This window comes from Paraburkholderia sp. BCC1876, from assembly GCF_902833695.1.
GTDB lineage: Bacteria > Pseudomonadota > Gammaproteobacteria > Burkholderiales > Burkholderiaceae > Paraburkholderia.
Genome location: NZ_CADFGI010000001.1, coordinates 1,277,612 through 1,302,823, shown reverse-complemented (window position 1 = coordinate 1,302,823; position 25,212 = coordinate 1,277,612). Strand labels below are relative to the sequence as shown.

Here is a 25,212-nt window from a genome sequence, read left to right as displayed (position 1 = left end):
GCATCGATGACAGGGAACGGTCTCGTTGCGATGGCAATTTTTGCTTCAGCGCCGGTCGGGCGAGCGGCGCGGTACAAGGCGGATGATCGTGAGCAAGCTGATTGAAGACTATGCGCTGCTGGGCGACGGAGAGACGGCGGCTCTGCTGGCGAAGGACGGATCCATCGATTGGTTGTGCTGGCCACGGTTCGACGATGACGCCTGTTTCGCAGCCTTGCTCGGAACAGACGAACACGGGCATTGGTCGCTTGCGCCCGCAGGCGCGATCACCGGCCGCGCCCGACGCTACGAAGACGATACGCTTGTCATGGAAACAGATTGGCAGACGGCGGACGGCGAGGTGCGAATCATCGATTTCATGCCGGTTCGAAAGACCTTTTCGTCGGTCGTGCGCATCGTGGTCGGGCTGCGAGGAAAGGTCGCGATGCACAGTTGCGTGCGCCTTCGCTTCGACTACGGCGCATTGTCGCCGTGGAGCGTCGTGGATGACGGCGACATGGTTGCCAAGGTCGGCCCCAATCTGGTTATCTTGCGTGCGCCGGTACCGCTGGTTGCAAAAGCGGCATCGATTGATGCTGATTTCTCCGTGTCCGCGGGCCATCGGATTGCTTTCGTCATGAGCTACGGTAACAGCCATGATGGTCCTCCGGCGTCGATCGACGCCGAAGCGGCGCTCGTTTCGACGCGACGTTTCTGGCTCGACTGGATCGGACGGTTCGACAATGCCAAAACCGGCTGGCCTCGTCAGGTGCGGCGCTCGCTGATTACGCTCAAGGCATTGATTCATCAGCGAAGCGGCGGTCTGCTTGCCGCGCCGACTACATCACTGCCCGAAGCGCCCGGCGGCGGGATGAATTGGGACTACCGCTACTGCTGGTTGCGCGATGCGAGCTTTGCGCTTTCCGCGTTGTTGAATGCTGGCTATCACGAAGAGGCGCAGGGTTGGCGCGACTGGCTGCTGCGTGCGATAGCCGGCTCGCCGGACAACATGCGGATCATGTATCGGGTCGACGGCGCACGCCATCTGCCGGAATGGACCGTGGAGACGCTGCCCGGATATCGCTTTGCCAAACCTGTGCGGATCGGCAACGCCGCGTCGACGCAGCACCAGCTCGATGTGTATGGCGAGGTACTGGATTGTCTGGATCTGTCGCGCCGTGGCGGCGTTCCTGCTTCGGATCAGGAGCTTGTCGTCGAAACGCGGCTCATCGAGCACCTCGAAACGATCTGGCAAACCGAGGGCGCCGGCATGTGGGAATCCCGTGGTGAAGCGCGGCACTACACCTATTCGAAGGTCATGGTCTGGGTCGCGTTCGACCGCTTTGTCGGACGTCATGAGCGCGGCAATCTGGTTGACCGCGACATGCTGGACAGAATCAGGGTGTTGCGTGAAACCGTGCATGACGAGATCTGCCGGGAGGGCTGGAACGAGGGTCTCGGCACCTTCACCCAGTACTACGGCGGACATGAACTGGACGCGAGTGTTTTACTTCTGCCTCTCGTCGGCTTCCTGCCGGTCGAAGACCGCCGTATTGCATCGACTATCGCGACCATCGGTCTCGAGCTGTCCGAAGGCGGCCTGATCCGGCGAACCAGGCCGCGAGTCGGAAAGCCGGGCGAGGGCGTGTTTCTCGCCTGTTCATGCTGGATGTCCGAGTGCCTGAAGCTGCAGGGCAGGGGCGAGGAGGCCCGAGAGCAGTTCGAACGCGTCCTCGCGGTGGCCAACGATCTGGGTTTGCTCGCCGAGGAATACAACGTGGCGGCCCGGCATCTGGCCGGTAATTTTCCGCAGGCGCTGACCCATCTTGCCGTTGTCAATGCGGCGCTCGCACTCAGCGGTCCGACATTGAGGCGCGGTGATGGCCGCGCGGATAGGGCTGAGTCCTCCTGATACCGTTGCAACCGAGCGGCTTGTGGGGCGCGCGTTTTATTTCGCCATGGTTCCCGAGCCTGCGCTGTCGCCCGGACTCCGAGCGACCACGGGGGCGGGCCGAGGCGTCGCTTTCAGGTCGACCCAGTCGTAGCGCACGCTTGAGTGGAGCGTTTGAAGTTGCCATGCTGCGTTCCCGACGACGTTCAAGTCTCGCGGAAACCCTGAGTGCGCTCACCGACACAGAAAAACAATCGGTCCCCCTGAAAAATATCAACGCCACTAACATCCGAACTGCATGACCCAGATTGAGCGCATACGTTTCAGATAAGCGCCGATAAAAATCATCACACACGTTGATTCACAACACGCTACGGGACCTCATCATGAGCAAGCTCACGAAACTGATCAAGACCGCCTACAACGCAACCAGGACGCCGCAGGTTCCCGAGGACCACACCTGGAGCCAGGCATCGATGGCACAGCAACGTGCAATCGGCGAGGCCGAAGCGGAGAAACTGGAGGCCGGTAAAGAAACCGTCGAGCGCGACACGGGCACGTTGCCGGGTAACGCAGTCGCTTGATCGGAGGCGGGCCATGTTCAAATTCATTGCCCGCGTTTTTCGCAACCGGTCCGCAACGGTCATGACCACACGCCGCGCCCAATGGGCGGCGGTCAAGGCCGTTGCGGCGCTGTCCGGCGACCCCTCGCTGCTCGCGTCCATTGCGGACGCGGAACAGCGGGCGCACGACGTCATTGCGAATACGTATGGAGTCGAGGCGCTCTCGCGGTTGAGCGAAAAACAGTCCGACGAGTTGTCCGGCGTGGCGCTGCGGTTCATCGAGGCGTCGGCGGAATACTCGGTGAGTGTCGAAGTGCATCAGGAACTCGCGCGCATTATCTACAGCCCGGCCTGACTGCCTGGGAGAGCGCCATGAAGCGGGCTATGAACCGCGCCATGACGTGGGGGAACCGTGCCGGCAGCGCGCTTTTCACGGCGTTCGTCGAGGCGGCGGTGGTGCTCTCTCATCCCTTCATCCTCGGACGGGACAGGCTAGCGCGGCTAGCCATTTCTACGCTCTAGACGACTGGTCTAATTGCGGCCATAATCCGTCACCTATGAGAGCTAGCCATCCACACATCCGTCGGCACATCCTCGATGCCGGCCGCGCGCTGATCGCGCGTAAGGGTTTTGTCGGCGTGGGTCTGAACGAGATTCTGACCACGGCCGACATCCCGAAAGGGTCGTTCTATCACTACTTCGGTTCGAAGGAAGCGTTCGGCAGCGAGCTGCTGCAACAGTACGTTGCGGACTACGCGGCGCGGCTCGACGCGCTGTTCGGCCAACCCGGTGTCAACGGTCGCGACAAGCTGCTCAGCTACTGGTCCGCGTGGCAACAGGAGCAGCTCGACCAGGACGGCGACGAAAAGTGTCTGGTGGTGAAGCTGAGCGCGGAAGTCGGCGACCTGTCCGACGAGATGCGTATCGTGCTGCGCGACGGCGTCGATCGGTTGATGATGCGTCTGGCGCGCGTGATCGAAGAGGGCAAGGTCGACGGCTCGCTGTCGCCGGAGATCCGCGCCAAAGAGGCGGCGGAACTGCTCTATCACATGTGGCTCGGCGCCGCGCTCGTCACCAAGCTGCGCAAAGACGGCAGCGCGATGGCGCAAGCCATGGCGGTGACGCAAAGCGTGCTGCGCGCGCTGTGATTTCGCGGCGTGTCGTGGTCTCGACAGGCCGCCGACCTATCCCATACACAAGCACCGGCTCCAGGTCATGCGGAGCTTCAATCGTTGCACGTTCAAGGAGATCGACTTTGCGTAGCGTCCTCTATTCCGCTTTCGGCAATCCGGCCGAAGTGCTGCAACTCGCCGAGCGTCCCACGCCGAATCCGGGCGCGGGCCAGGTGCGGATCAAAGCGACCTTGTCGCCGATTCACAATCACGACCTCTGGACCATTCGCGGTCAGTACGGCTACAAGCCGACGCTGCCGGCCGTGGGCGGCACCGAAGTCGCCGGCGTGATCGATGCGGTGGGCGAAGGCGTCGCGCATGTGAAGGTCGGTCAACGCGTGGTGGTGGCCGGCATTCACGAGGCGTGGGCCGATTACGTGCTGGCACCGGCGGCTGCGGTGATTCCGCTGCCGGATGCGGTCAGCGACGAAGTAGGCTGTCAGTTGATCGCCATGCCGTTGAGCGCCGTGATGTTGCTCGAGTATCTGCATCTGGAAGCGGGCCAGTGGTTCATCCAGAACACGGCGAACGGCGCAGTCGGTAAGACGCTGGCGATGCTCGCCAATTCGCGCGGTATCCATGTCGTGAATCTGGTGCGGCGCGAAGCGGGCGTGGCGGAACTGGCCGAGATCGGCATCGGCAATGCGGTGTCGACGGACGGCGACGGCTGGAAGAAGCGTGTGCGCGAGTTGATCGGCGAGGCGCCGCTGGTCGCGGGCGTCGACTCGGTGGGCGGCGATGCGAGCGGCGACATCTTCGGCCTGCTCGGCGAAAACGGCACGCTGGTGTCGTTCGGCGCAATGTCGAACGAGCCGATGCGGCTCAGTTCCGGCGATGCGATCTTCAAGCAGGCAACGGTCAAAGGCTTCTGGGTCAGCAAGATTTTCGAAGTCACTTCGGCTGCGGATAAAGCGCGCATGGTCGGCGAACTGATCGGGCTGGCGGCATCCGGCGAGTTGAAGTTGCCGGTGGACGCGGTATTCGACGTCGAGAACGCGGCGCTGGCGGCTGAGGCGAGTGGCAAGAGCGCACGCAAGGGCAAGGTGTTGCTGCGTTTCGCCTAAGCTTGAGTTTGGGTCTAAGCCTGAGCTATCGCTTTAGCCGTAACGACACGGCAGTTGCGAATTCTCGACGCGATTCGCAACTGCGCGCATGCTTCACTCTTTCTTCCACCTTCCCACTCCACCGGGCCACATCATGATCGAAGTCCATCACCTCAACGAATCCCGTTCACGCCGTATCACCTGGCTGCTGGAAGAACTCGGCCTCGACTACAAGCTCGTTCAATATCAGCGCAATCCCGACACCCGTCTCGCTCCGCCCGAACTGATGGCGATTCATCCGCTGGGCAAGGCGCCGGTGATTCGCGACGGCGACGCGGTGATTTTCGAGTCCGGCGCGATCGTCGACTATCTGATTCGCCGTTATGGCAACGGTCGTTTGGGCCCGGCTTACGGCACGCCCGAATACGACCGTTACTCGCAGTTTCTGCACTATGCCGAAGGCTCGGCGATGCTGCCGCTGATGCTGAAGGTCTACACCGCGCGCCTGGGCGACGGCGCTGCGCCGCTGCAACCGCGGATCAGCAGTGAATTGCAGAATCACCTGGGCTTTCTGAATCAGGAACTCGCCGGCCGCGACTATCTGCTCGGTAGCGAATTGTCGGGTGCGGATATCCAGCTTTCTTACGTCGCGCAGACGGCGCTGCGATTTTGCGGACGCGACGCGTTCCCGAATCTCACGGCGTACGTCGACCGCTTCGAATCTCGGCCCGCGTACCAGCGCGCGATGGAAAGGGCTGGGGCGTAACAGGCTGGGGCTAGCTATCCCGCCGCAGCGTCAAAACCGCGTCGAGGCCGCCGCTCGGCCGGTTTCTGAGCACAAGCGTGCCGCCATGCGCGGCTGCGATACTTCTCGCGATGGTGAGCCCGAGTCCGGTGCCCGTCGTTGCTGTCGTTCCCGTGGCACCTTGCGCAGCGAGTCTGAAATACGGCTCGAAGACGCGTTCGAGCATGGCTTCATCGGCGATACCGGGACCGTTATCGCCGACCACGATCTGTACTTCTCCCGCCATATCGCTGACCTGTATCGACGCTTCGCCGCCGTAGCGGATCGCGTTGTCGACGAGGTTCTGCAAACAACGCTTCAGGTTGCGCGGATAACCGGGGAAGGGGCGTAACGCATTGCCCTCCACCGTTGCCGCGTGGCCGGCTTCGCGCGCATCCGCGGCGATGCTGTCGAGCATCGAATCGAGATCGATGTCGTGGCGCGCTTCGGTGATTTCCACGCCCTGCACGGCGTCGAGCGTCGTGCGCACCATCGCTTCCATCTCGTCGAGATCGCCACGCAGCCGCTCGCGCCATGCCGGATCGGGCAGCATTTCGGCGCGCAAGCGCAGACGCGTAAGCGGCGAGCGCAGATCGTGCGACACGGCGGTCAGAAAACGCGTGCGCGCGGCGAGGCCGTCGGTCAGTTGCTTCTGCATCGTATTGAACGATTGCGCCGCGGTGCGCACTTCGCGCGGCCCGCTGACCGGCAACGGCGGACGATAAATATTGCGGCCCAGCGCCTCGGCCGCCTTCGCGAGTTCTCTCAGCGGACGCACGGCAAATCGCACCGCGACGAGCGCGAGCAGAAACACCGCCATGAAGCGCACGAAGTAAATCCGTAGCAGATAGTCGAGCACCAGCGACCACGGTTGGGTCTGCATGCCGGCCTGTCCTTCATTGGCCTCGACGTCGAGCCATGGACCGTTCGGCACTTTGAGCTGCACATGAAAATCGCCGGTCGGCATGCGTGAATTGAACAGGCTCAGCATGCCGGAGTGGTGGCCGGACTCGTCGCGCAGGTGGGCGTCGAGCAGACGCACGTCGACGGGTTCCTTGAGACGCCGCGCAATCACGCCCGACAGCAGATTGCCCACCATGTATTGCGCGACCTGACCGTCGGCGTGTTCGACCGGCGAGGCGACCGGCGCGTCGATCTGCCTGAGCCGATAGCGCTCGTCGCCGAGTTGCCCGATGATCGCGCGGCGCGCGGCGTCGTCGGGCGCGTGTTGCAGGAGCCGCACCGTATCGGCGAGACGGCTCGCGAACAGACGGGCGGGAATTTCGAGCGTGCGGTTGTCGTGTGTCTCGAACCAGATCGTGCTGGTGAACAACTGGCCGCCGAACATGCCGACCACGAGAATCAGCACGAGTCGGCCGTAAAGCGTGTCGGGCCATAGGCGAGTCAATGCGCGTGGCAGCAAACGTGGCAGCGAGCGCGGCAACAGGCGCTTCATGAACGCGCGCGCCTCACGCTTCATACGCCACATCGGCGACCAGCATATAGCCTTCGTTGCGCACCGTGCGGATCACTTCCGCGCGCCGCGCCACATCTTTCAGATGCTGACGCAAGCGGCTGATGCACACGTCGATCGAACGGTCGAGCGGGGTGCGTTCCTTGCCGAACACCTGATCGAGCAGAAACTCGCGCGATAGCGGCCGGTTCGGATGATCGAGCAGCGTGCGCAGTGTGCGGTAATCGGAGCCGCCGAGCGACACGACCACGCCCTCCGGCGACAGCATCTGCTTCATGCGCGTATCGAGACGCCAGCCGGCGAAGCTGACGAAAGCGCTCGCATCCGCGCGCGGCGCCACCGGCATGGCGCGTGTGCGCCTGAGCACCACCTTGATTTTGGCGACCAGTTCACGCGGGTCGAAGGGCTTGGGCAGGTAATCGTCCGCGCCCATTTCAAGGCCGAGAATCCGGTCGAGCAGCCCGCCGCGCGCGCTCAGAATGATGATCGGCACACTGTGCGAGCGCCGCAGTTCGCGCGTGATGTCGAGGCCGTCTTCGCCGTCGAGCATCAGATCCAGCACGACCAGATCCACCTGCGACGAATGGATGATCCGCTGCATCTCCGCGCCGCTGCCGGCGGTGCTCGCGTCATAGCCCATGTCGCGCAGATAGTCGCGCAGCAAATGGCGGATGTTGGGATCGTCATCGACGATCAATATGTGGTCCATCGTCAAACTCTTGTTCTTTGCCCCGGGATTCGCCGATGCGGATGGTAGCCGCCCTGCGGGTCGGCGTGGGGCGTCGGATGCGGTTCGAACCGCGCCAACACATTCCATTACAAAACAGCGCTTTTTCAACACATCGCCATTACATTGCGTCGCTAAAGTGGCTGGCAAATGGCAATCATTCTCATTCACCAACTATATCATGTCGATTTTTAGGAGCTTTTCCAGCCGCGCCCGTTTTGCGCGGCTGAGCGTCGTTGCGGCGGCGGTGGGTTGGTCGATCGCGTGGATCACGTCGATCGCGTCAATTGCATTGGTTGCGGCCGTCGGTAGCCCCGAGGCTTTCGCGGCCGCGCCCGCCGCATCGACGCCGATCGCGCACGCCGCATCCGGCACGGTCACCGACCTGGCCGGCCGCATCGTCAACATCCCCGCCGAGCCGCATCGCATTCTGCTCGGCGAAAGCCGTCTGCTGATGGCGGTCGCGCTGCTCGAAGGCAAGCAACCGCTTGCGCGCATTGTCGGTTGGCAAGGCGATTTGCCGGCAATGGACCCGCAGACCTTCAACGCGTACGCGGAGCAATTTCCGGGCATCAAGCAGGTGCCGCTAATCGGCAAAGCGTCCGAAGACAGCATCAGCGACGAGAAGGCGTTGAGCCTGAAACCGGACCTCGCGATCTTCAGCCTCGCCGGCCACGGCCCGAGCCGCTATAACGCGCTCGTCAAGCAACTCGAAGCGACCGGCACGACGGTGGTGTTCGTCGATTTCCGGCTGCATCCGCTGCAAAACACGTTGCCGAGTATCAAGCTGCTCGGCGCGGTGATGCATCGCGAGAAGGAAGCCGATGCGTACGCGCAGTTCTATCAACAGCATCTGGCGCGCGTGCAAAGCGTGGTCGACGCGGTGCCGCAAGCGCAACGGCCGAAGGTGTTCGTCGATCTGCTCGCGGGCGTGTGGGACGCGGGCTGCTGCCACACCGCCGGCAACGGCAACTTCGGCGAGTTCATCACGGCGGCGGGCGGCCGCAATATTGCCGCCGGCCTCGTGCCCGGCGTACTCGGCGATATCAGCATGGAACAGGTGATCGCGGCGCGTCCGGACGTCTACATCGCGACGGGCAGCCGCACTAAACCGGGCCTCGCGTCGTTGCGCGTCGGCGCGCTGACGAGCGACGCGGACGCGCGCGCCAGTCTCGCGACGCTGGTCGCGCGGCCGGGCTTCGACACGATCAAGGCGATCCACGACGGCCGCGTGCATGGCATCTCGCACAACTACTACGACTCGCCGTACAACATCGTCGCGATCGAGGCGTTCGCGAAGTGGTTCTACCCGCAGCAGTTCAAGGACCTCGACGTGCACGCGACGCAAGCGGAACTGTATCGCCGCTTCCTCGCGGTACCGCCTGACGGCGCGTACTGGGTGGACGGCGCCGGCAGCGGCACCGGCAGCGCCGCAGCGCTCGCGTCGCACTAGCCGGAGCGGAATCGAATCGATGTCCACGCTTGTGAATCAGGTTGATCCGCACGGCGCCAGCCTGCGCAGCTATCGGCGTCTCACGCAACGACGCGTGATGTCGCTGGTGGCGCTCGCCGCGTTAATTGTCTGCGCGTTGCTGTTCGATCTGCGCTCCGGCCCGTCGGGTTTGCCGATCGCGTCGCTGTTGCGCACGGTGTTCGATCCGTCTTCGGCCGATCCGGCAACGAGCGTGATCGTCTGGCAGATCCGCTTGCCGTATGCGGTGATGGCGTTGATCGTGGGCGCGTCGTTGGGTTTGTCGGGCGCGGAGATGCAGACCATCCTCAACAATCCGCTCGCGAGTCCGTACACGCTCGGCGTGTCGGCGGCGGCGGCATTCGGCGCGTCGCTCGCGATCGTGCTCGACATCGCGATTCCCGGTGTGTCGCAAACATGGATCATCTCCGCCAACGCCTTCGTGTTCGCGCTGTTGTCCGCGCTGGTGCTCGACGGCGTCGCGCGTTGGCGCGGCATGAGCACGGCGGGCGTGGTGCTGATGGGCATTGCGCTGGTGTTCGCATTTCACGCGCTGGTGTCGCTGATGCAGTTCATCGCGTCGGCCGACGCGCTGCAAGGTCTCGTGTTCTGGACGCTGGGTTCGCTCGCGCGTGCCGACTGGACCAAGATCGCCGTGCTGAGCGTGGCGCTCGCGATCGCGTTGCCCATGTCGATGCGCAACGCGTGGACGCTCACCGCGCTGCGCCTCGGCGAAGATCGCGCGGCCAGCTTCGGCATCGACGTGCGACGTTTGCGGCTGGGCACGCTGTTGCGCGTCTCGGTGTTGTCGGCGCTCGCGGTGTCGTTCGTCGGCACGATCGGTTTTGTCGGTCTGATCGCGCCGCATATCGCGCGGACCCTGTTCGGCGAGGACCATCGTTTCTATCTGCCGGGTAGCGCGTTGCTCGGTGCGCTGATGTTGTCGCTGGCGTCGATCGCGTCGAAGCTGATCATTCCGGGCGTGCTGATTCCGGTGGGCATCGTCACGGCGCTGGTGGGCATTCCGCTGTTTCTCGGTATCGTCGTGCGATCGCAGGGGCAACTCGGATGAGCGGGCTGCACATTCACGACCTGAGCGTCAATTACGGACGCCGCCAGGTTCTCATTTCGCTCGACGCCGGACCGCTGCCGCGCGGTCAGATCACCGCGCTGCTCGGACCGAACGGCAGCGGTAAATCCACGTTGCTGCGCACGTTGGCGGGTCTCACGCACGCGAGTAGCGGAGCGTTGTCGCTGGATGGCGAGAAGCTCGCGTTGTCGGCGGCGAGCGCGCGCTCGCATAGCGTCGTGTATCTGCCGCAGGCACTGCCTGCGGGTGTGCGGCTGCAGGTGCTGGAGTCGGTACTAGTGGCGTGCCGCGCGACGCGCGGTGCGTCGCTGCAACCGCGCGGTGCGCATCACGCGAACGATATCGCGCACGCGCACGCGGTGCTGCAACGCCTCGGTATCGACACGCTCGCCACGCGCTCGCTCGACGAACTGTCCGGCGGTCAGCGTCAACTGGTCGGCATCGCGCAGGCGCTGGTGCGCGATCCGCAAGTGTTGCTGCTCGACGAGCCGCTCTCCGCGCTCGATCTGAACCATCAGTTTCATGTGATGCAGGTGTTGCGCGACGTGACGCGCGAGCGCGGCATCGTGACCGTCGTCGTGCTGCACGACATCAACGTCGCCATGCGTGCCTGCGACCGCGCGATGTTGCTGCACGACGGCCGCATCGTCCAGTTCGGACCACCGCCGGCCGTCGTCACGGCGGCGAGCCTGGCTCACGTTTTCGGTGTCGTCGCGCGAATCGAGCCGTGCTCGCGTGGACACCATCAAGTGCTGATCGACGGTCTCGCCGATCGCACGGGCATCGCCAGCCGTTAACCACGCGGCCCAGCCAGCCCACTACACAAGCCGTTTGCCGTAGATCGAACGACGCCTTCGTTGAAGGCGTCGCGTCGTTGTGCGCGCTCGCGGTTGCCTAGATCTATCGACTGACCAGGGGAAAACAATGAAGAAGGTTCTGATGATTGCCGCGTGCGCGGCGGGGTACGGCGCGGTTCACGCACCGATGGCGCACGCGCAGTCGAGCGTGGCGCTGTACGGCATTATCGATGCGGGCTTGTCCTACGTGAACAACCAGAACGGCCACAGCAACGTGCAGGCGGGCAGCGGCAACGTGACGGGCAGCCATTGGGGCTTTCGCGGCCGCGAAGATCTGGGCGGCGGCACTGCGGCGATTTTCCAGCTCGAAAGCGGCTTCAGCGTGATGAACGGAACGCTGCGCCAGGGCGGCCGCATGTTCGGCTATCAGGCGTATACGGGGCTGACGAACAACAGCCTCGGCACGATCACGCTCGGGCGACAGTACGATTCGGTGGTGGATTATCTGGCGCCGCTCAGCTTCACCGGACATCATCCCGGCGGCAATAATCTGTCCGCGCATCCGTACGACAACGACAACCTGAACAACTCGTTCCGCGTGAACAACTCGCTGAAGTTCGCGAGTAACGACTATGCCGGCTTGCGCTTCGGCGCGTTGTACGGCTTCTCGAACGAAGCCGCGGGTTTCGACGACAACCGCTTGTATAGCTTCGGCGCTTCGTATAACGCGGGTCCGTTGAGTCTCGGCGCGGGTTACCTGCAAGCGAACAACGGCGGCAGCAGCAACGCGAATGGCGCGTTGACGCTGACCGACCGTACCTTTATCGCGGCGCGTCAGCGCACTTACGGCGCGGGCGCGAACTATGCGCTCGGTGCGGCGACCTTCGGCTTCGTGTGGACGCGCACGCAGCTCGGCGGGCTCGCGACGATCAACGGCGCGAATAGTCTCGGCCTCGTGCAGAACGGCCAGGGCGCGAGCTTCAGCAACTACGAAGCGAACGCGAGCTACGCGTTGACGGCGGCGTTGAGTCTGAACGGCGAGTACACGTATACGTCCGGCGCGTTGTCGAATGCGCACGGCGAACATCATCCGAAGTGGCATGAAGTGTCGCTGCAGGCCAACTATGCGTTGTCCAAGCGTACCGATGTGTATCTGCAAGGCAGCTACGAACACATCAGCGCCGACGGCTCGGGTCTCACCGCCGATGTCAGCGGCCAGACCGCTTCGTCGACCAACCAGCAGGTCGTTGTGGCGGCGGGTATGCGGCACCGTTTCTAACGCATTGAGCGTGGCGCGCTCAACGGACGTTGCCACGCTACCAGACGAAAAAACGACCGGGCGTGTATGATAATCATTCTCATTAACAAGCTCTGACCTCGGACGCCATTTCGTCGAATCATGGGTAACGTTTTCATCGTCGCGCTGGCCTGTGCCGGCGCGTTGTTTTTTTATTGCAGCATGCCGGGCCAGCGCTGGTTGCGCGCGCCGTTGCCTGCACTTCCGGCGCGCTGCGCGGCGGCGGTTTGCGTCGCGCTTTCGGTTGGGTGCGCGGCGAGTGCTCTGCAACCGGTGACGTCGCTGTCGGTGGTCGTCACGACGCTGATGGCGAGCCTGACCGTTTATCCGTTCGTCGGCGCGTTGATCGAACGTACGCGCTTCAGGCGCGCCGCGCGATGACGCGCGCTGCCACTCACCGGCAAGCGGCCGGTTCGATCGAGCATGGACTGCTGCTGAAATTCGTGATTGGCGCGCTGGGCGGTTTCGGTCTTGCGATTGCGGCGAGCGCGTTGCTCGCGCGTCTGTCGCCGGGTGGCCTCACGGCGGCCAGCAAATTCCATGTCGCGATGTGGCTCGTGCCGCCAGTCTGGATGGCGGTTGCGTCCGCAACGTTTCTGTTTCGTGGCGCCGTACGCGCGGCCGCCTGGCTCGTCGTGGCGAATGTGGCCGCGTTCGCGCTGGTTCTGCTCTGTCAGCGCTTGCCGGTCTGAGCGCGTCGGCTGTTTATTCCGCGAGCGGCGCGCCGCTCGTTTCATCTTCCGTTCAGCATGCGCAGCGATATTCTTCGCGTCTATAAGACCGTTCATACGTGGACCGGCATCGTCGCCGGTCTGCTGCTTTTCATCGCGTTCTACGCGGGCGCGATCACCATGTTCAAGGATTCGCTGAGCGACTGGACGGCGCCGCCCGCGGTCGTCGCCACGCCGACGGTGCCGCTCGATCGCGCAGATGCGCTGATCGACCGCACGCTCAGCGCGTATCCGGCGGCGCGCAAGATGTTCACGCTGACGCTCGTCGACGCGGACCGCGTGCGGCTTTCCTGGCAAGCCGCACCGGGGCAGCGCTGGCAGGCGTGGCTCGACGGGCAGGGCGGTTTGCACGCGACGCAAAGCCGGCCTTCCGACGCGGCGCGGCTTATCGACGCGTTGCATATGACGGGCGGCGTACCGGGTGGCTACGATGTCGGCGTAGGAGTGATGGGCGTGGTGTCGCTGCTGTACGGGCTCGCGCTGGTGTCCGGTGTGATCGTGTTGCTGCCGACGCTGGTGAAGGATCTGTTCGCGTTGCGCATCGGCAAGAATCTGAAGCGGATGTGGCTGGACGCGCACAACGTGGTCGGCATTCTGAGCTTGCCGTTTCATCTGGTGATGGCGTTGTCGGCGGTCGCGTTCGGCCTGGGCGACACCATCTTCGACGTGCAGGACAAGCTGATCTACGAAGGCTCGCTCAAGCCGATGATGACCGCGCAAAACCCGTTCTTCGCGAAGGGACCCGCTGGATCGCAAGGCACGTCCGTGCCCGCGATGCTGCCGCCCGCCCAGTTGCTCGCGAAAGTCCACGAACGTGCCCCGCATTTCGTGCCGACGGCGTTGCGTTATCGCGGCGCGGGAGCAGCCGGCGCGACGGTGTTCGTCGCGGGCGACGCTGCCGGTTATCTTGCGCGTTACGGCGGTTTCGCGTTGATGGACCCGTTCAGCGGCGCGTTTCTCAACGCGCAGTTTCTCCCGGGCGAGGGCAACGGCAATCACTGGTCGGCCTCGACGAGCGCGTTCTATGCGCTGCATTTCGGTAGCTACGGCGGCGCGCCGGTGCGCTGGGGGTATTTCGTGCTCGGGCTCGCGGGCGCGTTCCTGTTTTACTCGGGCAATCTGTTGTGGATCGAAAGCCGCCGCAAGGCGATGCGGCGCGACGGCGTCGCGGTCACGCAGCGGCGCTCGACCTTCTTGATGGCGTCGTTGACGGTCGGCGTGACGCTCGGCTGCATCTGCGGCATTTCGGCGACGCTCGCTGCCGGTAAGCTGCTCGCTGGCCACGTGAGCAATCTGTCGGCGTGGCATATCGGCATCTACTACACGGCGTTTATCGCGGCGATCGTCTGGGCGATGTTGCGTGGCGCGGCGCGCGGGTCGGTGGAATTGCTGGCGTTGGCGACGTTGTCCACGGCGGCGATTCCGGTGGCGAGTCTGATCGGTTGGATGGTGCCGTCTAGCGGCTTGTGGTTCTCCACGGACCTGAGTCCGCTCGGTGTCGATATCGGCGCGGCGCTTGGCGCCCTGTGTTTCGCGTGGATGTGGCGCAAGACGCGTGCGCGTGTCGGGTCGGCGCGCGTGGATAGCGTGTGGTCGCTGCGCTCGGGACAGGCGGCTGTGGCGGGTGAGGCGGATGAGACCGTTTCGCCGGTCGACACAGAGCAACAACACGGACGCTAACCGGCGACGTTCGGCAACGGTATGTTGTTGTCCGTAACGCTGGGCGCTAGCGCTATCGCTATCGCTATCGCTATCGCGACCCGATCAAGAGCACTGCACGCATCACCCGCCACATAGAAAAACGCCGCCGGGCCATCAGCCCGGCGGCGTTTTTTATCGCTTACCGACATCGCTTCAACCGCGACTCGGGTCCGTCAACACTTAGAAGTCGGTCGTCATCGACAGCAGGAACGTGCGCGGCGCGCCCTGTGTCAGATAACCGCCCGTCGTCGACGACCAGTACGACTTGTTCGCGACGTTCAGCACGCTGGCGCGGAACGTGGTCGGCTTGCCGAACACCACGGCAGCGTAGCGCGCGCCGAGGTCGAACGTGTCCCACGTCGGAATCGACAGCGTATTCGTCGTGTTCAGATACTGCGGGCCGGTATGCGTCCAGCGCGCGGTCAGCGTCAAGCCGTTGACCACCGGCACATCGTATTCCGCGCCCAGGTTGAACATGAAGCTCGGCACGCCGATCGGCCGCTTGCCGTCGGTCGCGCCGCCGGCCGTGTCGAGTTGCTGCGCGTTGATGTAAGTCGCGCCGGCGATCACGCGCACGCCCTTGTACGGCTCGCCGAACACCGACGCTTCAATGCCGCGATGGCGCTCGGTGCCGTCCGCAACGAAGAAGCCCGCGCCGTTCGTGAAGGTCGACGGCTTCTCGATCTGGAACGCGGCCAGCGACGCGCCGTAGTTGCCGTTGTCGTACTTCGTGCCGACTTCGTACTGTTTCGAGCGCTCGGGTGGCAGCAACGCGCCGAAGTTCAGCGCGTTGGTCGGCGCTTGCGAGCCGACCGTCAATGCTTCGCTGCGGTTCGCGAAGAACGACAGGTTCTGCGTCGCCTTGATGACGAGGCCGAACAGCGGCGTCGTGATCGAATCGTTATAGGCCTCGGTCTGCTTGCCGGTGTAGTCGAACGCGTTCGAGTGCAGCGCCTGATGCCGCGCGCCGATCGTGAACAGCACGCGATCGTTCAGGAAGCCCAGCGTGTCCGACACCGCGACGCTGCGCATCAACGAGAGCGCGGTGGTTTGCGGATCGGCCAGATTGCCGCCCGAACCGATCGTGACCGGCGACGGCAGTTGCGGCGTGTTGTACAGGTCGGTGTTGAACGAACCGCTGAACGTGAAGGCCGACTGCGAGTCGACGCGCACGATCGACGCGCCCGCCGTCACGAAGTGCGAAACCGGGCCGGTGTTGAAGCGGCCGCGCACGCCGGCTTCCGCGGACGTGGCATCTTCCTGATGCGGCACGCCGAGGCGGAACGAGGTCGTGCCGGTGTTGCCGACGGTCGGCGACGCGTAGTCGCCGTGTTCGTCGGTATGGCGCGCGCCGCCGGCCACATAGGCGGTCCAGCCGGGCAGGAAGTCGTATTCCGCGCGCAGGATGCCGACCGTGTCCTCGAGCGAACTGCTGCTCCAGGTCTGCGCGTAGTTGTAAGTCGCCGACGGCGGCTCCGGGACGAAATTGCCGCTGACGTTGACCGTCGGACGGCCGTCGTTGACGCGCTGGCGCTGATACAGAAAATCGCCGTACAAGCGCACCTTGTCGCCGCGCCAGTCGAGCGAGACCGCCGTGGTGTTGTCGCGCCGGTGTTCGCCGTCAATCGAGGTTTCGCCGTCGCGGTTCGCCTGGTTCACGCGAATGCCGAACTGGTCCTGGCTGCCGAAGCGGCGGCCCACGTCGACGTGCGCGCCGAACTCGCCCGAGCCGCTGGTTTCGAGTGTGACGCGGGTCAGCGGTTTGTCGTCGGCGCGTTTCAGTTGCAGGTTCAGGCCGCCGCCGACCGCCGAGCCGTTCGGCGAGGCGCCGCCCAGAAACGCGTTCGCGCCTTTGAACAGGTCGACGCGTTCGAGCGCATCGGTCGCCACCAGCTGACGCGGCGTGATGCCGTAGAGGCCGTTGAGCGAGACGTCGTCGCCCTGTAACTGGAAGCCGCGAATGATGTAGACCTGCGAGAAGTTGCCGAAACCGTTGGCGACGCGCACGGCGGGATCGTTGGCGAGCACGTCGCCGACGGTGCGGGCTTGCTGGTCTTCGATCAGTTTCGACGTGTAGGTCGTCATGCTGAACGGCATGTCGAGATTCTTCTGCTGGCCGAGCACGCCGAAGTCGGCGCCGCGCGCCACCTGGCCGCCGCCGAAAGTCGGCGCGAGATCGCCGGGCAGCGCTTCTTTGGCCGCCTGGACCTTGACGGCGGGCAGGGTGCTGCCGGGCGCGGCGTCCTTGCCGGTTGCCTGGGGCGATTGCGGTGCTTGAGGCGCTTGTGTCGCTTCGGCCGATTGGGCCGAAGCGACAGCCGGCACACTGAACGCGACGGCGATGGCGGTGAGAATGGCGGCGCGGTGAAGCGCGGTTTTAGCAGGCGCGACCTGCGGCGTGTTCGAGCGTGAAACGGACATGGATGAAGGAATGGGCGTGGTCGTCGATCTTCCGTCCCGGGGCGCGTTTGGAATCCGGGCGGCATTTTTCTGGCGTCCCGGCGGGCAATCAATATGCAATTAGCAGATCATCTGTCCATACGCGGAACTTTTGTTCCGGCGAATTATAATTCAAATGCGAATCATTTTCATTTGAAAGGAACAATTTCGTATCAATTTGACGCCATGCCCACGCCACGCCACGCCACGCCACGCCCGCGCCGGCGTGGCTTGCGATTTATCTTCCAGCCTGCTCTAGCCAATACGCGAAGGTCGCGTTCACGATCGAAGGCTGTAGCAGAAAGTCATGCGCCGCCTGAGCGAGATCGGCGCGCACCGGTTTGATCGTGCCGGCCGCCATGGCCAGCAGCGCCAGTTCGGCGGCGTTTTCCATCGATACCGCCATGTACACGCTTTCCTCGACCGACGCGCACGCGCAGATGTAGCCATGATTGACGAGCAGTGCGGAGCGCCGCGCCCCTAGCGCCGCGGTGATGATGCGGCCTTCTTCGTCGTCGATCGGCACGCCGGGCCAGTCTTCCAGGAAGCCGCAATCGTCGTGGAACATGCAGGCGTCCATGTGCGCGACGGGCAGCGGCACGCCGAGCATCGACAGCGCGCTGATGTGGCGCGGATGCGTGTGGACGATCGCGTGCACGTCGGGACGATGCCGATACACCCACGCGTGAAACCGGACCGCCGGATTCGGCCGGCCGGCGCCTTCCAGCACGTTGAGTTCATCGTCGACGAGCACGAGGGACGCCGCCGACGCGTCCGCGAAGTTCGTGCCGAGCGCGGGCGTCCAGTAGCCGCGATGCGTCGCGTCGCGCCAGGTGATCTGTCCGGCGAGGCTCGCCATATGGCCTTTCGCCGACAGGATGCGGCAGGCGTCGGCAAGTGTGCCGAGCGGGTCGTCGGCATTGACCGCGCCGATGCCCGTGACGGTTGCGCGCTGTTTCATGAGTTCATTCTCCTTGCGAGTTAAGCGACATCGGCGTCGGTGTTTGAGTTTGCGTTGGCGTTTGCGCCGAAGGCACGTTTTTCATCAGACGTGTGCACAGCGCAGCTACGGCCGCGAGCGCGCCGACGTAAAACGCGATCGGCTGCAGACTATGGAAGCGTGAAACGAGCGCGGTCGCCACGATCGGCGCCAGCCCGCCGCCGATGGCTGCAGCAAACTGAATGCCGATGGAAATGCCGGAAAAGCGCACCGCGACGGGAAACTGCGCGGCGAACAGTGCCGACTGCGGACCGAACAGCAGCGGATAGTTCAGGCCGAGCGCAATGGCCACGGCTACCTGCAACGCGACGAGACTGCCGCTATCGATCCACCGCAGCAGCGGCACGACGCACAACGCCATGACCACCGCGCCGCCGAGGTAAAACCGTCGCACGCCGACACGATCCGCGAAGTAGCCGATCAGCGGCAAGGTCACGATCTGAATCGCTGCGCCGAGCATGACCGCCTGCAACACGGCGTTGCGGCTGAACCCCAGCCGCGTCGATGCATAGGACACCAGAAACACCGTGAGCACGTAGTAAAGGGTGACTTCGGGCAGCTTCGCGCCGATCGCCAGCAGCAACGCTTTCTTATGCCGCGTCAGCAGTTGCCAGAGCGGCACGTCGGCGGGTTGCCGGGCACGCGCGGCTTTTTCGAACGCCGGCGTTTCGCCCACGCTGCGCCGGACGAACGCGCCGAGCAGCACCAGCACGACGCTGGCGAGAAACGGCACGCGCCAGCCCCAGCTTTGAAAGGCTGGCTCGGGCAGCCGGGTCAACAGACTGAAGGCGAGCGTCGACAGCAGCAGGCCGATCGGCGGTCCGATTTGCGGCAGGCTGCCGAACAGACCCGCGCGGCTCGCGGGCGCATGTTCGACCGCCATCAGCACGGCGCCGCCCATTTCGCCGCCGAGCGCCACGCCTTGCAGGATCCGCAATGCGACCAGCAGAACGGCAGACCACGCGCCGATCTGCGCATAGTTCGGGATCAGGCCGATCGCGATGGTGGAAAAGCCCATCAGGAAGAGCGACAGCGTCAGCATCGACTTGCGGCCGAGGCGGTCGCCGAAATGGCCGAACAGCACCGCGCCGAGCGGTCGCGCGAAAAGACCCGTGGCGAACGCGCCGAACGATGCCAGCGTCGCGCTGGTGGGATCGAGATTGGGAAAGAACTGCCGGTTGAACACCAGTGCTGCCGCGGTGCCGTACGCGATGAAGTCGAAGCCTTCGATGATCGAACCGGCGGTGGCTGACAAGACGGCCTTGTAACGGGGCGGCAGCGCGCGGCGCGGCGTCGCGGCGGCGAGGCCGTCGAACGCGGAAAGAGGATCGTTCACGGTGGGTTCCATGCAAGAGGGGGACTGACTCCGGTGATCGGCGCGAGGCTGCCGGACTGAAGCCAGTATTGGTCCCTTGCAGGACGTGAGCTATGTGCCCAGAAATAACTCTGGATTAACCGGGAGTTATCGCGCTTTGGGCGCCGGCGCGCAAAGCGATCTCGAGCGCGCTGTCGAAGCTGCGCGACGCGCCGCGTGCGCGGCGCGACAGCGCAACCAGCCGGCGCGGCGAAATGGCGTTCAACGGTACGCGGCGCAGGCCGCGATCCTCGACCATATCGCGCGGCAGGCTGTCGGGCAGCACGGTCACGCCGTCGCCGATCGACACGAGGCGCAGACACAATTCGAGCGAATCGCATTCGATATACGGCTGCACGCTATACCCCAGCGCCCGCTCGACCATACGGCGCAGCGCGAACGGCCGCGGCGGCAGAATCAGCGGCAAGCCGCCGAGGTTGGCCAGCGCGTCGGCGTCGGCCGTGTGGCCAGCGCGGATATAAAGCGCCAGCCGTTCGTCGAATAGCGGTTCGGCGACCAGTTCGGGGCCATCCACGGCGGTCTCATAGACAAAACCGAGATCCGCTTTGCCGCGCTCCACGCTTTCGACCACGTTGGCCGAACTGTCGCAATGAATCGTCAGCAGCAGGTCAGGGTAGAGCGCGAGCAATTGACGGCTCAACTCGGGGATGAACCAGGCCACCAGCGTTTGCACGGTCGCAATGCGCAGCGTGCCGCGCTGTTCGCCGGGATGACCGGCGTGCGCGAAGGTGGCGTCGAGCGAGTTGAACAGCGGTTCGAGTTTCAGAAACAGCGCTTCGCCGGCGGGCGTCAACTGCATGCCGCGGCCGTGGCGCAGAAACAGCGTCTCGTTCAGCGCCGCTTCGAGCGCGCGAATCTGTTTGCTCAGCGCGGGTTGCGTGAGGCCGAGAATCTCGGCGGCTTCGCGCAACGAATTCGCCTTTGCGACGGCGACGAACAGGCGCAGTTGATGGTCCCGGTTGGCGAGCGGTTTCATGAGAGCGAGAGCATGGCAGCGGCGGCCGGTTTGAACAGGGGCAGGGACGACAACAGCGGGTATGGTACGCAGCTTGCTGGCGGTAAGTGTTTTTTTCGCAAGCGGTTAGCCATGTCCCGAACCCCATCGACCTGTCAAAGGTGGAGCGCCCGCGAGATCCGGGTCTTACACGAAATGCCGCGCGTGCTGGTTGTCGACGACAACGCCGGCGCGGCCGAAGCGCTCGCCACCTATCTCTCCTACGAAGGCGTGGAAGCCCGCTCCGCCAACGGTTGCGCGGAAGCGCTGCGCTGTGTGAAGGACTGGGTGCCGGACGTCGTGGTGCTCGACATCATGATGCCGGAGCACGACGGCTACGAGACCGCGAGCGCGCTGCGCAGCTATCTGCCGACACACAGTCTCGGCATCGTCGCGTTCACATCGCTCGACGAGGATCACGTGAAGGAAACCGGTAAAGCGCGCCACAATTTTGACGGTTATTGTCAAAAAGGCACCGCGCCGACCGCGTTGCTCGCGCTGATGCGCAAGCTCTGGCGCGAGTAGATCCGCCTACGCGTCGTCCACCTCGTCCGCCGATTCCGCTGGTTTCCGGCCTGCCGTTCAGGCCGGCTCGCTCAGCACCGGCTCGTTCGCCGCGAAATCCTCCGCGACGAGCTGCCTGAGCACCGCCTCCATCAAACCGGGGAAACGCGCGTCCAGCTCCGCGCGCCGCAGCGAATTCTGATGCACGGTGCCCGCCACGCGCGTGCGCACGAGCCCCGACTCACGCAGGATCCGGAAATGATGGGACACCGTCGACTTCGGCCGGCCGCCGTCGAGATCGCCGCAGGTGGCCTCGTCGACCGACGCCAGCCGTCGCACGATCTCGAGCCGCACCGGATCGCTCAACGCATGGAAGAGCCGCCCGAGCGTGAAGTCCTCAGCGGCAGGATGGTTATAAGTACGCATCCTGCAGATCATAAACGTTTCTGAGATACTTCGTTATTCGATGTTTATCGAACTACCGTACAAGCTTATCCCAGAAGGAGTTGAACCGAATGTCCGCATTGTTCCAGCCGTACAAGCTCAAGGACGTGTCCTTGCGCAACCGTATCGCCATTCCGCCGATGTGCCAGTACACCGCCGAAGACGGTCTGATCAACGACTGGCACCGCGTGCACCTCGCCGGTCTGGCACGCGGCGGCGCGGGGCTGGTGATCGTCGAAGCGACGGCGGTGTCGCCGGAAGGCCGCATCACGCCGGGCTGCGCGGGCATCTGGAACGACGAGCAGGCGCAGGCGTTCGCGCCGGTGGTCGCGTCGATCAAGGCGTCCGGCGCGGTGCCGGGCATCCAGATCGCGCATGCCGGCCGCAAAGCCAGCGCCAACCGTCCGTGGGAAGGCGACGACCATATCGCTGAAAACGACCCGCGCGGCTGGCAAACCCTTGCGCCGTCGGCGATTGCGTTCGGCGGCGGTTTGCCGAAAGTGCCGAAAGCCATGACGCTCGACGACATCGCGCGGGTTCGCGAAGACTTCGTCGCCGCCGCAAAACGCGCGCTCGACGCGGGCTTCGAATGGCTCGAACTGCATTTCGCGCACGGCTATCTCGGCCAGAGCTTCTTCTCGACGCACTCGAATCAGCGCGACGACGCGTACGGCGGCAGCCTCGACAACCGCAGCCGCTTCATGCTCGAAACGCTGGCGGCGGTGCGCAAGGTGTGGCCGGAACATCTGCCGTTGACGGCGCGTTTCGGCGTGATCGAGTACGACGGCCGCGACGAGGAAACCCTCGTGGAATCGATCGAACTGGCGAAAAACTTCAAGCGCGAAGGGCTGGACATGCTGAGCGTGAGCGTCGGTTTTTCGACGCCGACGGCGGCGATTCCGTGGGCGCCGGCCTTCCTCGCGCCGATCGCCGAACGGGTGCGGCGTGAAGCGGATATTCCGGTGTCGTCGGCATGGGGCATCGATACGCCGGAACTGGCGAACCGCTCGGTCGAGAACGGGCAGCTCGATCTGGTGATGGTCGGCCGCGCACACCTGGCCGATCCGCATTGGCCGTATCACGCGGCGAAGAAGCTGGGGATCGAGCGTCCGTCGTGGACGTTGCCGGCGCCGTATGCGCATTGGCTTGAGCGTTATAAGGTGGCCTGAATCGTGGGTTGAATCTTGGGCTGACGGATGGCTGCGGCGTTCGCTGCTGGCTGTCCGTTGTTGCGCCCGCCGTTTGCCTGCGATTGGATCGTGCGGGCGAACGGCGCGTTTTCGTTTTTTCCCACTTGAATTTGAAGTGAGCGCGTGGCGTAGGGCGGCGTCTCTTACGGCGCTTCGAGCATGCCGGTCGCTAGAAGCAACGGCTGCGCGTAAAGCACCGTCTGCCTGCGCCAACAAACCCGCTTCACTCTCCCCCGTTAAACCGACTGCAGCGCCCTCAGCATTTCATGCCCGAGCGCCCGCCCGCTCAACCACGCGCCTTCGACGCGTCCGCCGTTGAGCCAGTCGCCGCATAACCCCAAGCCATCCATCTCGCGCCACACGTAACCGGGCGCTGGATCGCCGTCGGGCGCCACGTCCGCGTGAGACCAGCGGTGCGCGGTCCATGCGACGGGCTTGCGTCCGCCGCATTGTTCGAACGCCGCCAGCATGGCCGCCGCGACCTGCTCCGGCGGCGTGTCGAGATGCGCCTCGCTCCACTCCGCTCGCGCATGTAGCAGCCACGTTTCCGGACCGCCGCGGCCGGGCTTGCTGCTGTCGCGCGCCATCCAGCGCAGCGGGCCGTGATTGACGAAAGCGGCGTCGAAGGCCAGCGGCAGCGGCGCGTCGAAACGCAGCATCAGCGCCCAGCACGCGCGCATCACCGTGCTGTTGGCCATCACGGCGAGCTCGGGCGCGGGTGCATGCAGCAGCGGCGCGACTTGCGGCGCCGGCATCGCCAGCACGACGGCGTCGAAACGGTCGTCGATCACGCCGTGCTCGGCCGACCACAAGCGCCAGCCGCGCGGCTCGCACAGCACTTTCTCGATGGTGCAATCGGTGGTGAGCGGCAGCGTCTCGGCCAGCAGCCGCGCTGGCGCGCTCATGCGCGGCGTGCCGACGAAGCGCTCGATCTGCGTGGTGTGCGCGGTTGAGTTCGGCGCGTCCAGCACGGCGAGGCGCGCGGGCCACGCCGCCGCCGCGCCGGCCTTTTGCCAGCGCGCGACTTCGGCGCGAAACGCGCGGTCGCGGGCGGTGAAGTATTGCGCGCCGTGGTCGCACTGCCAGTCGCCGTCGCGTCGCGCGCTCATGCGCCCGGCCGGGCCGCGGCTGCGGTCGAACAGACGCAGCCGGCAGCCGGCGGCGCGCAGCGTCGTGGCGCATGACAAGCCGGCGATGCCGGCGCCGACAACCGCGATATGCGGGCGGGAATCAGAAATGTTCACGATGCGGCCTGCGTGGCTGAGTGGACGATCCGGCGTCGGCGGACGGCGACGGCGCGCGCCCGGGACCAGGAGCGGCGGGCGCGGCGCGGTGATTCGAGGCGGAGCATGGGATTGACGAAAAAAGCATAGCGCATCAAAAAAGGCGTTTCAAATGGAGGAATTGAGTCAATAAGTCGTGTCGGTGTAGCGCAATTTGGCCTATGCTTGAAACGAAGATGACCCATATGGAGTTTCATGGTGACTACGCATGACGAGCAATCTCCGATTCAACAGGGGTACAAGAGCGGCGAAGCGGCGCGCCTGGCCAAAATGCCGGTCACGACGCTGCGGATCTGGGAGCGCCGTTACGGCGTGATCGGTCCGGCCAAGACCGCGTCCGGACAGCGGCTCTACACCGAAGACGACGTTCGGCGCCTCACTTTGATCAAGATGCTGGTGAGCCGGGGCCACGCGATCGGCGCGATTGCGCGGCTCGATCGCGAGCAGTTGCAGTTTCTGGCCTCCCGCAACGCACGCGAAGGCGACGGCCCGCCGGACTTTGGCGTCGCCGACACCGTCGATATCAAGCTTGGGCTGGTGGGGGGCAATCTCGCGCAGCGCCTGCAAGGTTCTGGCGTGGATGTGCGGCGTTATGGCGTGAACACACTGAGCACGTTCGCCGACCTTGCCGACGCCGCCGCTCAGAGCGCTGGCAAAAGCGAGTCGATCGACGCATTGCTCGTCAACGTTGACTCGCTTCAGGAAGACATCGCGGCGCAAATCATTGCGCTCGGCGACGCGCATCAGGCTAAAGCGATGGCGGTGGTCTACGGTTTCGGCACCGGGCCAGCGGCCGAACTATTGCGCGTGGCGGGCGTGCGCCTGTATCGCGAGGCCGACGGCAGAACGGAATTCCGCCAGATGCTGGGCGACCTCTGCGAGCGCGTGCGGATTCAGGAGCGCACCGGCGACGACGCCGTCTGGTCGCGCGTGCGGCGTCGCTACGACGATCCCGAACTGGAGGCGATCGCGGCGCGCTCGTCGACGATTGCCTGCGAGTGCCCGCGTCATCTGGCGGAACTGGTCATGAAGCTGTCGGCGTTCGAACGCTACAGCGACACCTGCTCGTCCCGCTCGGCGCAGGACGCCGCGTTGCACCGTTATCTCGGCGACGTCAGCAACCGGGCGTGCGCGATGATCGAGGCCGCGCTCGAACGCGTCGCGCGGGAGGAGGGCTGGTTCGCCGCGCCGGCGTTGCAAGCGCAGGCGCAGTCGCCGTCGCCGCAGCAATCGCCGCTGCCGCAAGCCGCCACAGAGTAAACC

24 protein-coding genes are annotated in these 25,212 nt (G+C 64.6%); 16 read left to right on the top strand and 8 right to left on the bottom strand.

Going from position 1 to position 25,212, the window contains the following annotated elements:
• Nucleotides 1-88: 88 nt before the first annotated feature.
• The 6 genes from HWY05_RS05670 (at nt 89) to HWY05_RS05645 (ending at nt 5,414) form a co-directional block, all read left to right on the top strand.
• Nucleotides 89-1,891, top strand: a complete 1,803-nt coding sequence (locus HWY05_RS05670) for a glycoside hydrolase family 15 protein (protein ID WP_176057650.1) — start codon at nt 89-91, stop codon at nt 1,889-1,891.
• Nucleotides 1,892-2,256: 365 nt separating this feature from the next.
• Nucleotides 2,257-2,454 carry a hypothetical protein gene (locus tag HWY05_RS05665; RefSeq protein WP_035559382.1) on the top strand — a complete coding sequence of 66 codons (198 nt, stop codon included), beginning with the start codon at nt 2,257-2,259 and terminating at the stop codon, nt 2,452-2,454.
• 13 nt (nt 2,455-2,467) lie between these two features.
• Entirely contained in the window at nt 2,468-2,788 is a 321-nt protein-coding gene (locus tag HWY05_RS05660; RefSeq protein WP_035559381.1) for a hypothetical protein, read from the top strand.
• A 202-nt stretch (nt 2,789-2,990) separates the two neighbouring features.
• Nucleotides 2,991-3,581: a TetR/AcrR family transcriptional regulator gene (locus HWY05_RS05655; RefSeq protein ID WP_176057649.1), complete on the top strand. Its 591-nt coding sequence runs from the start codon at nt 2,991-2,993 to the stop codon at nt 3,579-3,581.
• 107 nt (nt 3,582-3,688) lie between these two features.
• A complete protein-coding gene (locus HWY05_RS05650; RefSeq protein WP_176057648.1) occupies nt 3,689-4,669 on the top strand; it encodes a zinc-binding dehydrogenase in 981 nt (326 codons plus the stop codon).
• Nucleotides 4,670-4,802: 133 nt separating this feature from the next.
• The gene (locus HWY05_RS05645; RefSeq protein WP_176057647.1) at nt 4,803-5,414 is read left to right on the top strand and encodes a glutathione S-transferase family protein; all 612 of its coding nucleotides are present in this window, start codon (nt 4,803-4,805) and stop codon (nt 5,412-5,414) included.
• 10 nt (nt 5,415-5,424) lie between these two features.
• Here HWY05_RS05645 and HWY05_RS05640 read toward each other — a convergent pair whose 3' ends face one another.
• Together HWY05_RS05640 and HWY05_RS05635 are read right to left on the bottom strand one after the other, a co-directional pair.
• Complete coding sequence (locus HWY05_RS05640) at nt 5,425-6,888, bottom strand: ATP-binding protein (RefSeq protein WP_176057646.1); 1,464 nt, start codon at nt 6,886-6,888, stop codon at nt 5,425-5,427.
• 13 nt (nt 6,889-6,901) lie between these two features.
• A complete protein-coding gene (locus tag HWY05_RS05635) occupies nt 6,902-7,615 on the bottom strand; it encodes a response regulator transcription factor (protein ID WP_176057645.1) in 714 nt (237 codons plus the stop codon).
• A 199-nt stretch (nt 7,616-7,814) separates the two neighbouring features.
• Between HWY05_RS05635 and HWY05_RS05630 the strand changes: the two genes are divergently transcribed.
• The 7 genes from HWY05_RS05630 (at nt 7,815) to HWY05_RS05600 (ending at nt 14,699) form a co-directional block, all read left to right on the top strand.
• Nucleotides 7,815-9,086 carry an ABC transporter substrate-binding protein gene (locus HWY05_RS05630; protein WP_176057644.1) on the top strand — a complete coding sequence of 424 codons (1,272 nt, stop codon included), beginning with the start codon at nt 7,815-7,817 and terminating at the stop codon, nt 9,084-9,086.
• Nucleotides 9,087-9,105: 19 nt separating this feature from the next.
• On the top strand, nt 9,106-10,176 hold the full coding sequence (locus HWY05_RS05625; protein WP_176057643.1) for an iron ABC transporter permease: 1,071 nt from the start codon (nt 9,106-9,108) through the stop codon (nt 10,174-10,176).
• Nucleotides 10,173-10,991 (top strand): ABC transporter ATP-binding protein, encoded by an 819-nt coding sequence (locus HWY05_RS05620; RefSeq protein WP_035559365.1) that lies wholly within the window; start codon nt 10,173-10,175, stop codon nt 10,989-10,991. Before HWY05_RS05625 ends, HWY05_RS05620 begins: the two co-directional genes overlap by 4 nt.
• Before the next feature lie 127 nt (nt 10,992-11,118).
• Nucleotides 11,119-12,270, top strand: coding sequence for a porin (locus HWY05_RS05615; protein WP_176057642.1), 1,152 nt, complete (start codon nt 11,119-11,121; stop codon nt 12,268-12,270).
• 120 nt (nt 12,271-12,390) lie between these two features.
• Nucleotides 12,391-12,669, top strand: a complete 279-nt coding sequence (locus HWY05_RS05610) for a hypothetical protein (RefSeq protein ID WP_035559359.1) — start codon at nt 12,391-12,393, stop codon at nt 12,667-12,669.
• Nucleotides 12,666-12,980: a hypothetical protein gene (locus HWY05_RS05605; protein WP_176057641.1), complete on the top strand. Its 315-nt coding sequence runs from the start codon at nt 12,666-12,668 to the stop codon at nt 12,978-12,980. The genes HWY05_RS05610 and HWY05_RS05605 overlap by 4 nt, the downstream gene beginning before the upstream one ends.
• Nucleotides 12,981-13,037: 57 nt before the next feature.
• On the top strand, nt 13,038-14,699 hold the full coding sequence (locus tag HWY05_RS05600; protein ID WP_176057640.1) for a PepSY-associated TM helix domain-containing protein: 1,662 nt from the start codon (nt 13,038-13,040) through the stop codon (nt 14,697-14,699).
• Nucleotides 14,700-14,900: 201 nt separating this feature from the next.
• Here HWY05_RS05600 and HWY05_RS05595 read toward each other — a convergent pair whose 3' ends face one another.
• The 4 genes from HWY05_RS05595 to HWY05_RS05580 form a co-directional block, all read right to left on the bottom strand.
• On the bottom strand, nt 14,901-17,141 hold the full coding sequence (locus HWY05_RS05595) for a TonB-dependent siderophore receptor (RefSeq protein ID WP_176057639.1): 2,241 nt from the start codon (nt 17,139-17,141) through the stop codon (nt 14,901-14,903).
• Between the two features lie 256 nt (nt 17,142-17,397).
• Complete coding sequence (locus tag HWY05_RS05590; protein ID WP_035559350.1) at nt 17,398-18,120, bottom strand: aldolase; 723 nt, start codon at nt 18,118-18,120, stop codon at nt 17,398-17,400.
• Between the two features lie 4 nt (nt 18,121-18,124).
• Nucleotides 18,125-19,495, bottom strand: coding sequence for an MFS transporter (locus HWY05_RS05585; RefSeq protein WP_244146499.1), 1,371 nt, complete (start codon nt 19,493-19,495; stop codon nt 18,125-18,127).
• A gap of 115 nt (nt 19,496-19,610) precedes the next feature.
• Nucleotides 19,611-20,510, bottom strand: coding sequence for a LysR family transcriptional regulator (locus tag HWY05_RS05580; protein ID WP_176057637.1), 900 nt, complete (start codon nt 20,508-20,510; stop codon nt 19,611-19,613).
• A gap of 111 nt (nt 20,511-20,621) precedes the next feature.
• Here HWY05_RS05580 and HWY05_RS05575 point away from each other — a divergent pair, with 111 nt between their 5' ends.
• Nucleotides 20,622-21,053, top strand: a complete 432-nt coding sequence (locus HWY05_RS05575) for a response regulator (protein ID WP_176057808.1) — start codon at nt 20,622-20,624, stop codon at nt 21,051-21,053.
• A 57-nt stretch (nt 21,054-21,110) separates the two neighbouring features.
• On the opposite strand, the gene HWY05_RS05570 is transcribed toward HWY05_RS05575, so the two are convergent.
• Complete coding sequence (locus HWY05_RS05570) at nt 21,111-21,458, bottom strand: helix-turn-helix domain-containing protein (RefSeq protein WP_176057636.1); 348 nt, start codon at nt 21,456-21,458, stop codon at nt 21,111-21,113.
• An 89-nt stretch (nt 21,459-21,547) separates the two neighbouring features.
• On the opposite strand from HWY05_RS05570, the gene HWY05_RS05565 reads away from it, so the two are divergent.
• The gene (locus HWY05_RS05565; protein WP_176057635.1) at nt 21,548-22,645 is read left to right on the top strand and encodes an NADH:flavin oxidoreductase/NADH oxidase; all 1,098 of its coding nucleotides are present in this window, start codon (nt 21,548-21,550) and stop codon (nt 22,643-22,645) included.
• Between the two features lie 257 nt (nt 22,646-22,902).
• On the opposite strand, the gene HWY05_RS05560 is transcribed toward HWY05_RS05565, so the two are convergent.
• A complete protein-coding gene (locus tag HWY05_RS05560; RefSeq protein ID WP_347880797.1) occupies nt 22,903-23,910 on the bottom strand; it encodes an FAD-dependent oxidoreductase in 1,008 nt (335 codons plus the stop codon).
• A 234-nt stretch (nt 23,911-24,144) separates the two neighbouring features.
• Here HWY05_RS05560 and HWY05_RS05555 point away from each other — a divergent pair, with 234 nt between their 5' ends.
• Nucleotides 24,145-25,209, top strand: a complete 1,065-nt coding sequence (locus HWY05_RS05555) for a MerR family transcriptional regulator (protein ID WP_176057634.1) — start codon at nt 24,145-24,147, stop codon at nt 25,207-25,209.
• The last annotated feature ends 3 nt before the right edge of the window (nt 25,210-25,212 follow it).

Excerpts from the sequence above, each read along its gene's own strand:
- HWY05_RS05620 (WP_035559365.1), top strand. The coding sequence starts at position 10,173 with ATGAGCGGGCTGCACATTCACGACCTGAGCGTCAATTACGGACGCCGC.
- HWY05_RS05575 (WP_176057808.1), top strand. The coding sequence starts at position 20,622 with ATGTCCCGAACCCCATCGACCTGTCAAAGGTGGAGCGCCCGCGAGATC.
- HWY05_RS05595 (WP_176057639.1), bottom strand. The coding sequence starts at position 17,141 with ATGTCCGTTTCACGCTCGAACACGCCGCAGGTCGCGCCTGCTAAAACC.
- HWY05_RS05665 (WP_035559382.1), top strand. The coding sequence starts at position 2,257 with ATGAGCAAGCTCACGAAACTGATCAAGACCGCCTACAACGCAACCAGG.
- HWY05_RS05610 (WP_035559359.1), top strand. The coding sequence starts at position 12,391 with ATGGGTAACGTTTTCATCGTCGCGCTGGCCTGTGCCGGCGCGTTGTTT.
- HWY05_RS05600 (WP_176057640.1), top strand. The coding sequence starts at position 13,038 with ATGCGCAGCGATATTCTTCGCGTCTATAAGACCGTTCATACGTGGACC.
- HWY05_RS05555 (WP_176057634.1), top strand. The coding sequence starts at position 24,145 with ATGGTGACTACGCATGACGAGCAATCTCCGATTCAACAGGGGTACAAG.
- HWY05_RS05570 (WP_176057636.1), bottom strand. The coding sequence starts at position 21,458 with ATGCGTACTTATAACCATCCTGCCGCTGAGGACTTCACGCTCGGGCGG.
- HWY05_RS05635 (WP_176057645.1), bottom strand. The coding sequence starts at position 7,615 with ATGGACCACATATTGATCGTCGATGACGATCCCAACATCCGCCATTTG.
- HWY05_RS05580 (WP_176057637.1), bottom strand. The coding sequence starts at position 20,510 with ATGAAACCGCTCGCCAACCGGGACCATCAACTGCGCCTGTTCGTCGCC.
- HWY05_RS05645 (WP_176057647.1), top strand. The coding sequence starts at position 4,803 with ATGATCGAAGTCCATCACCTCAACGAATCCCGTTCACGCCGTATCACC.
- HWY05_RS05615 (WP_176057642.1), top strand. The coding sequence starts at position 11,119 with ATGAAGAAGGTTCTGATGATTGCCGCGTGCGCGGCGGGGTACGGCGCG.
- HWY05_RS05605 (WP_176057641.1), top strand. The coding sequence starts at position 12,666 with ATGACGCGCGCTGCCACTCACCGGCAAGCGGCCGGTTCGATCGAGCAT.
- HWY05_RS05640 (WP_176057646.1), bottom strand. The coding sequence starts at position 6,888 with ATGAAGCGCCTGTTGCCGCGCTCGCTGCCACGTTTGCTGCCACGCGCA.
- HWY05_RS05625 (WP_176057643.1), top strand. The coding sequence starts at position 9,106 with ATGTCCACGCTTGTGAATCAGGTTGATCCGCACGGCGCCAGCCTGCGC.
- HWY05_RS05565 (WP_176057635.1), top strand. The coding sequence starts at position 21,548 with ATGTCCGCATTGTTCCAGCCGTACAAGCTCAAGGACGTGTCCTTGCGC.
- HWY05_RS05590 (WP_035559350.1), bottom strand. The coding sequence starts at position 18,120 with ATGAAACAGCGCGCAACCGTCACGGGCATCGGCGCGGTCAATGCCGAC.
- HWY05_RS05630 (WP_176057644.1), top strand. The coding sequence starts at position 7,815 with ATGTCGATTTTTAGGAGCTTTTCCAGCCGCGCCCGTTTTGCGCGGCTG.
- HWY05_RS05655 (WP_176057649.1), top strand. The coding sequence starts at position 2,991 with ATGAGAGCTAGCCATCCACACATCCGTCGGCACATCCTCGATGCCGGC.
- HWY05_RS05660 (WP_035559381.1), top strand. The coding sequence starts at position 2,468 with ATGTTCAAATTCATTGCCCGCGTTTTTCGCAACCGGTCCGCAACGGTC.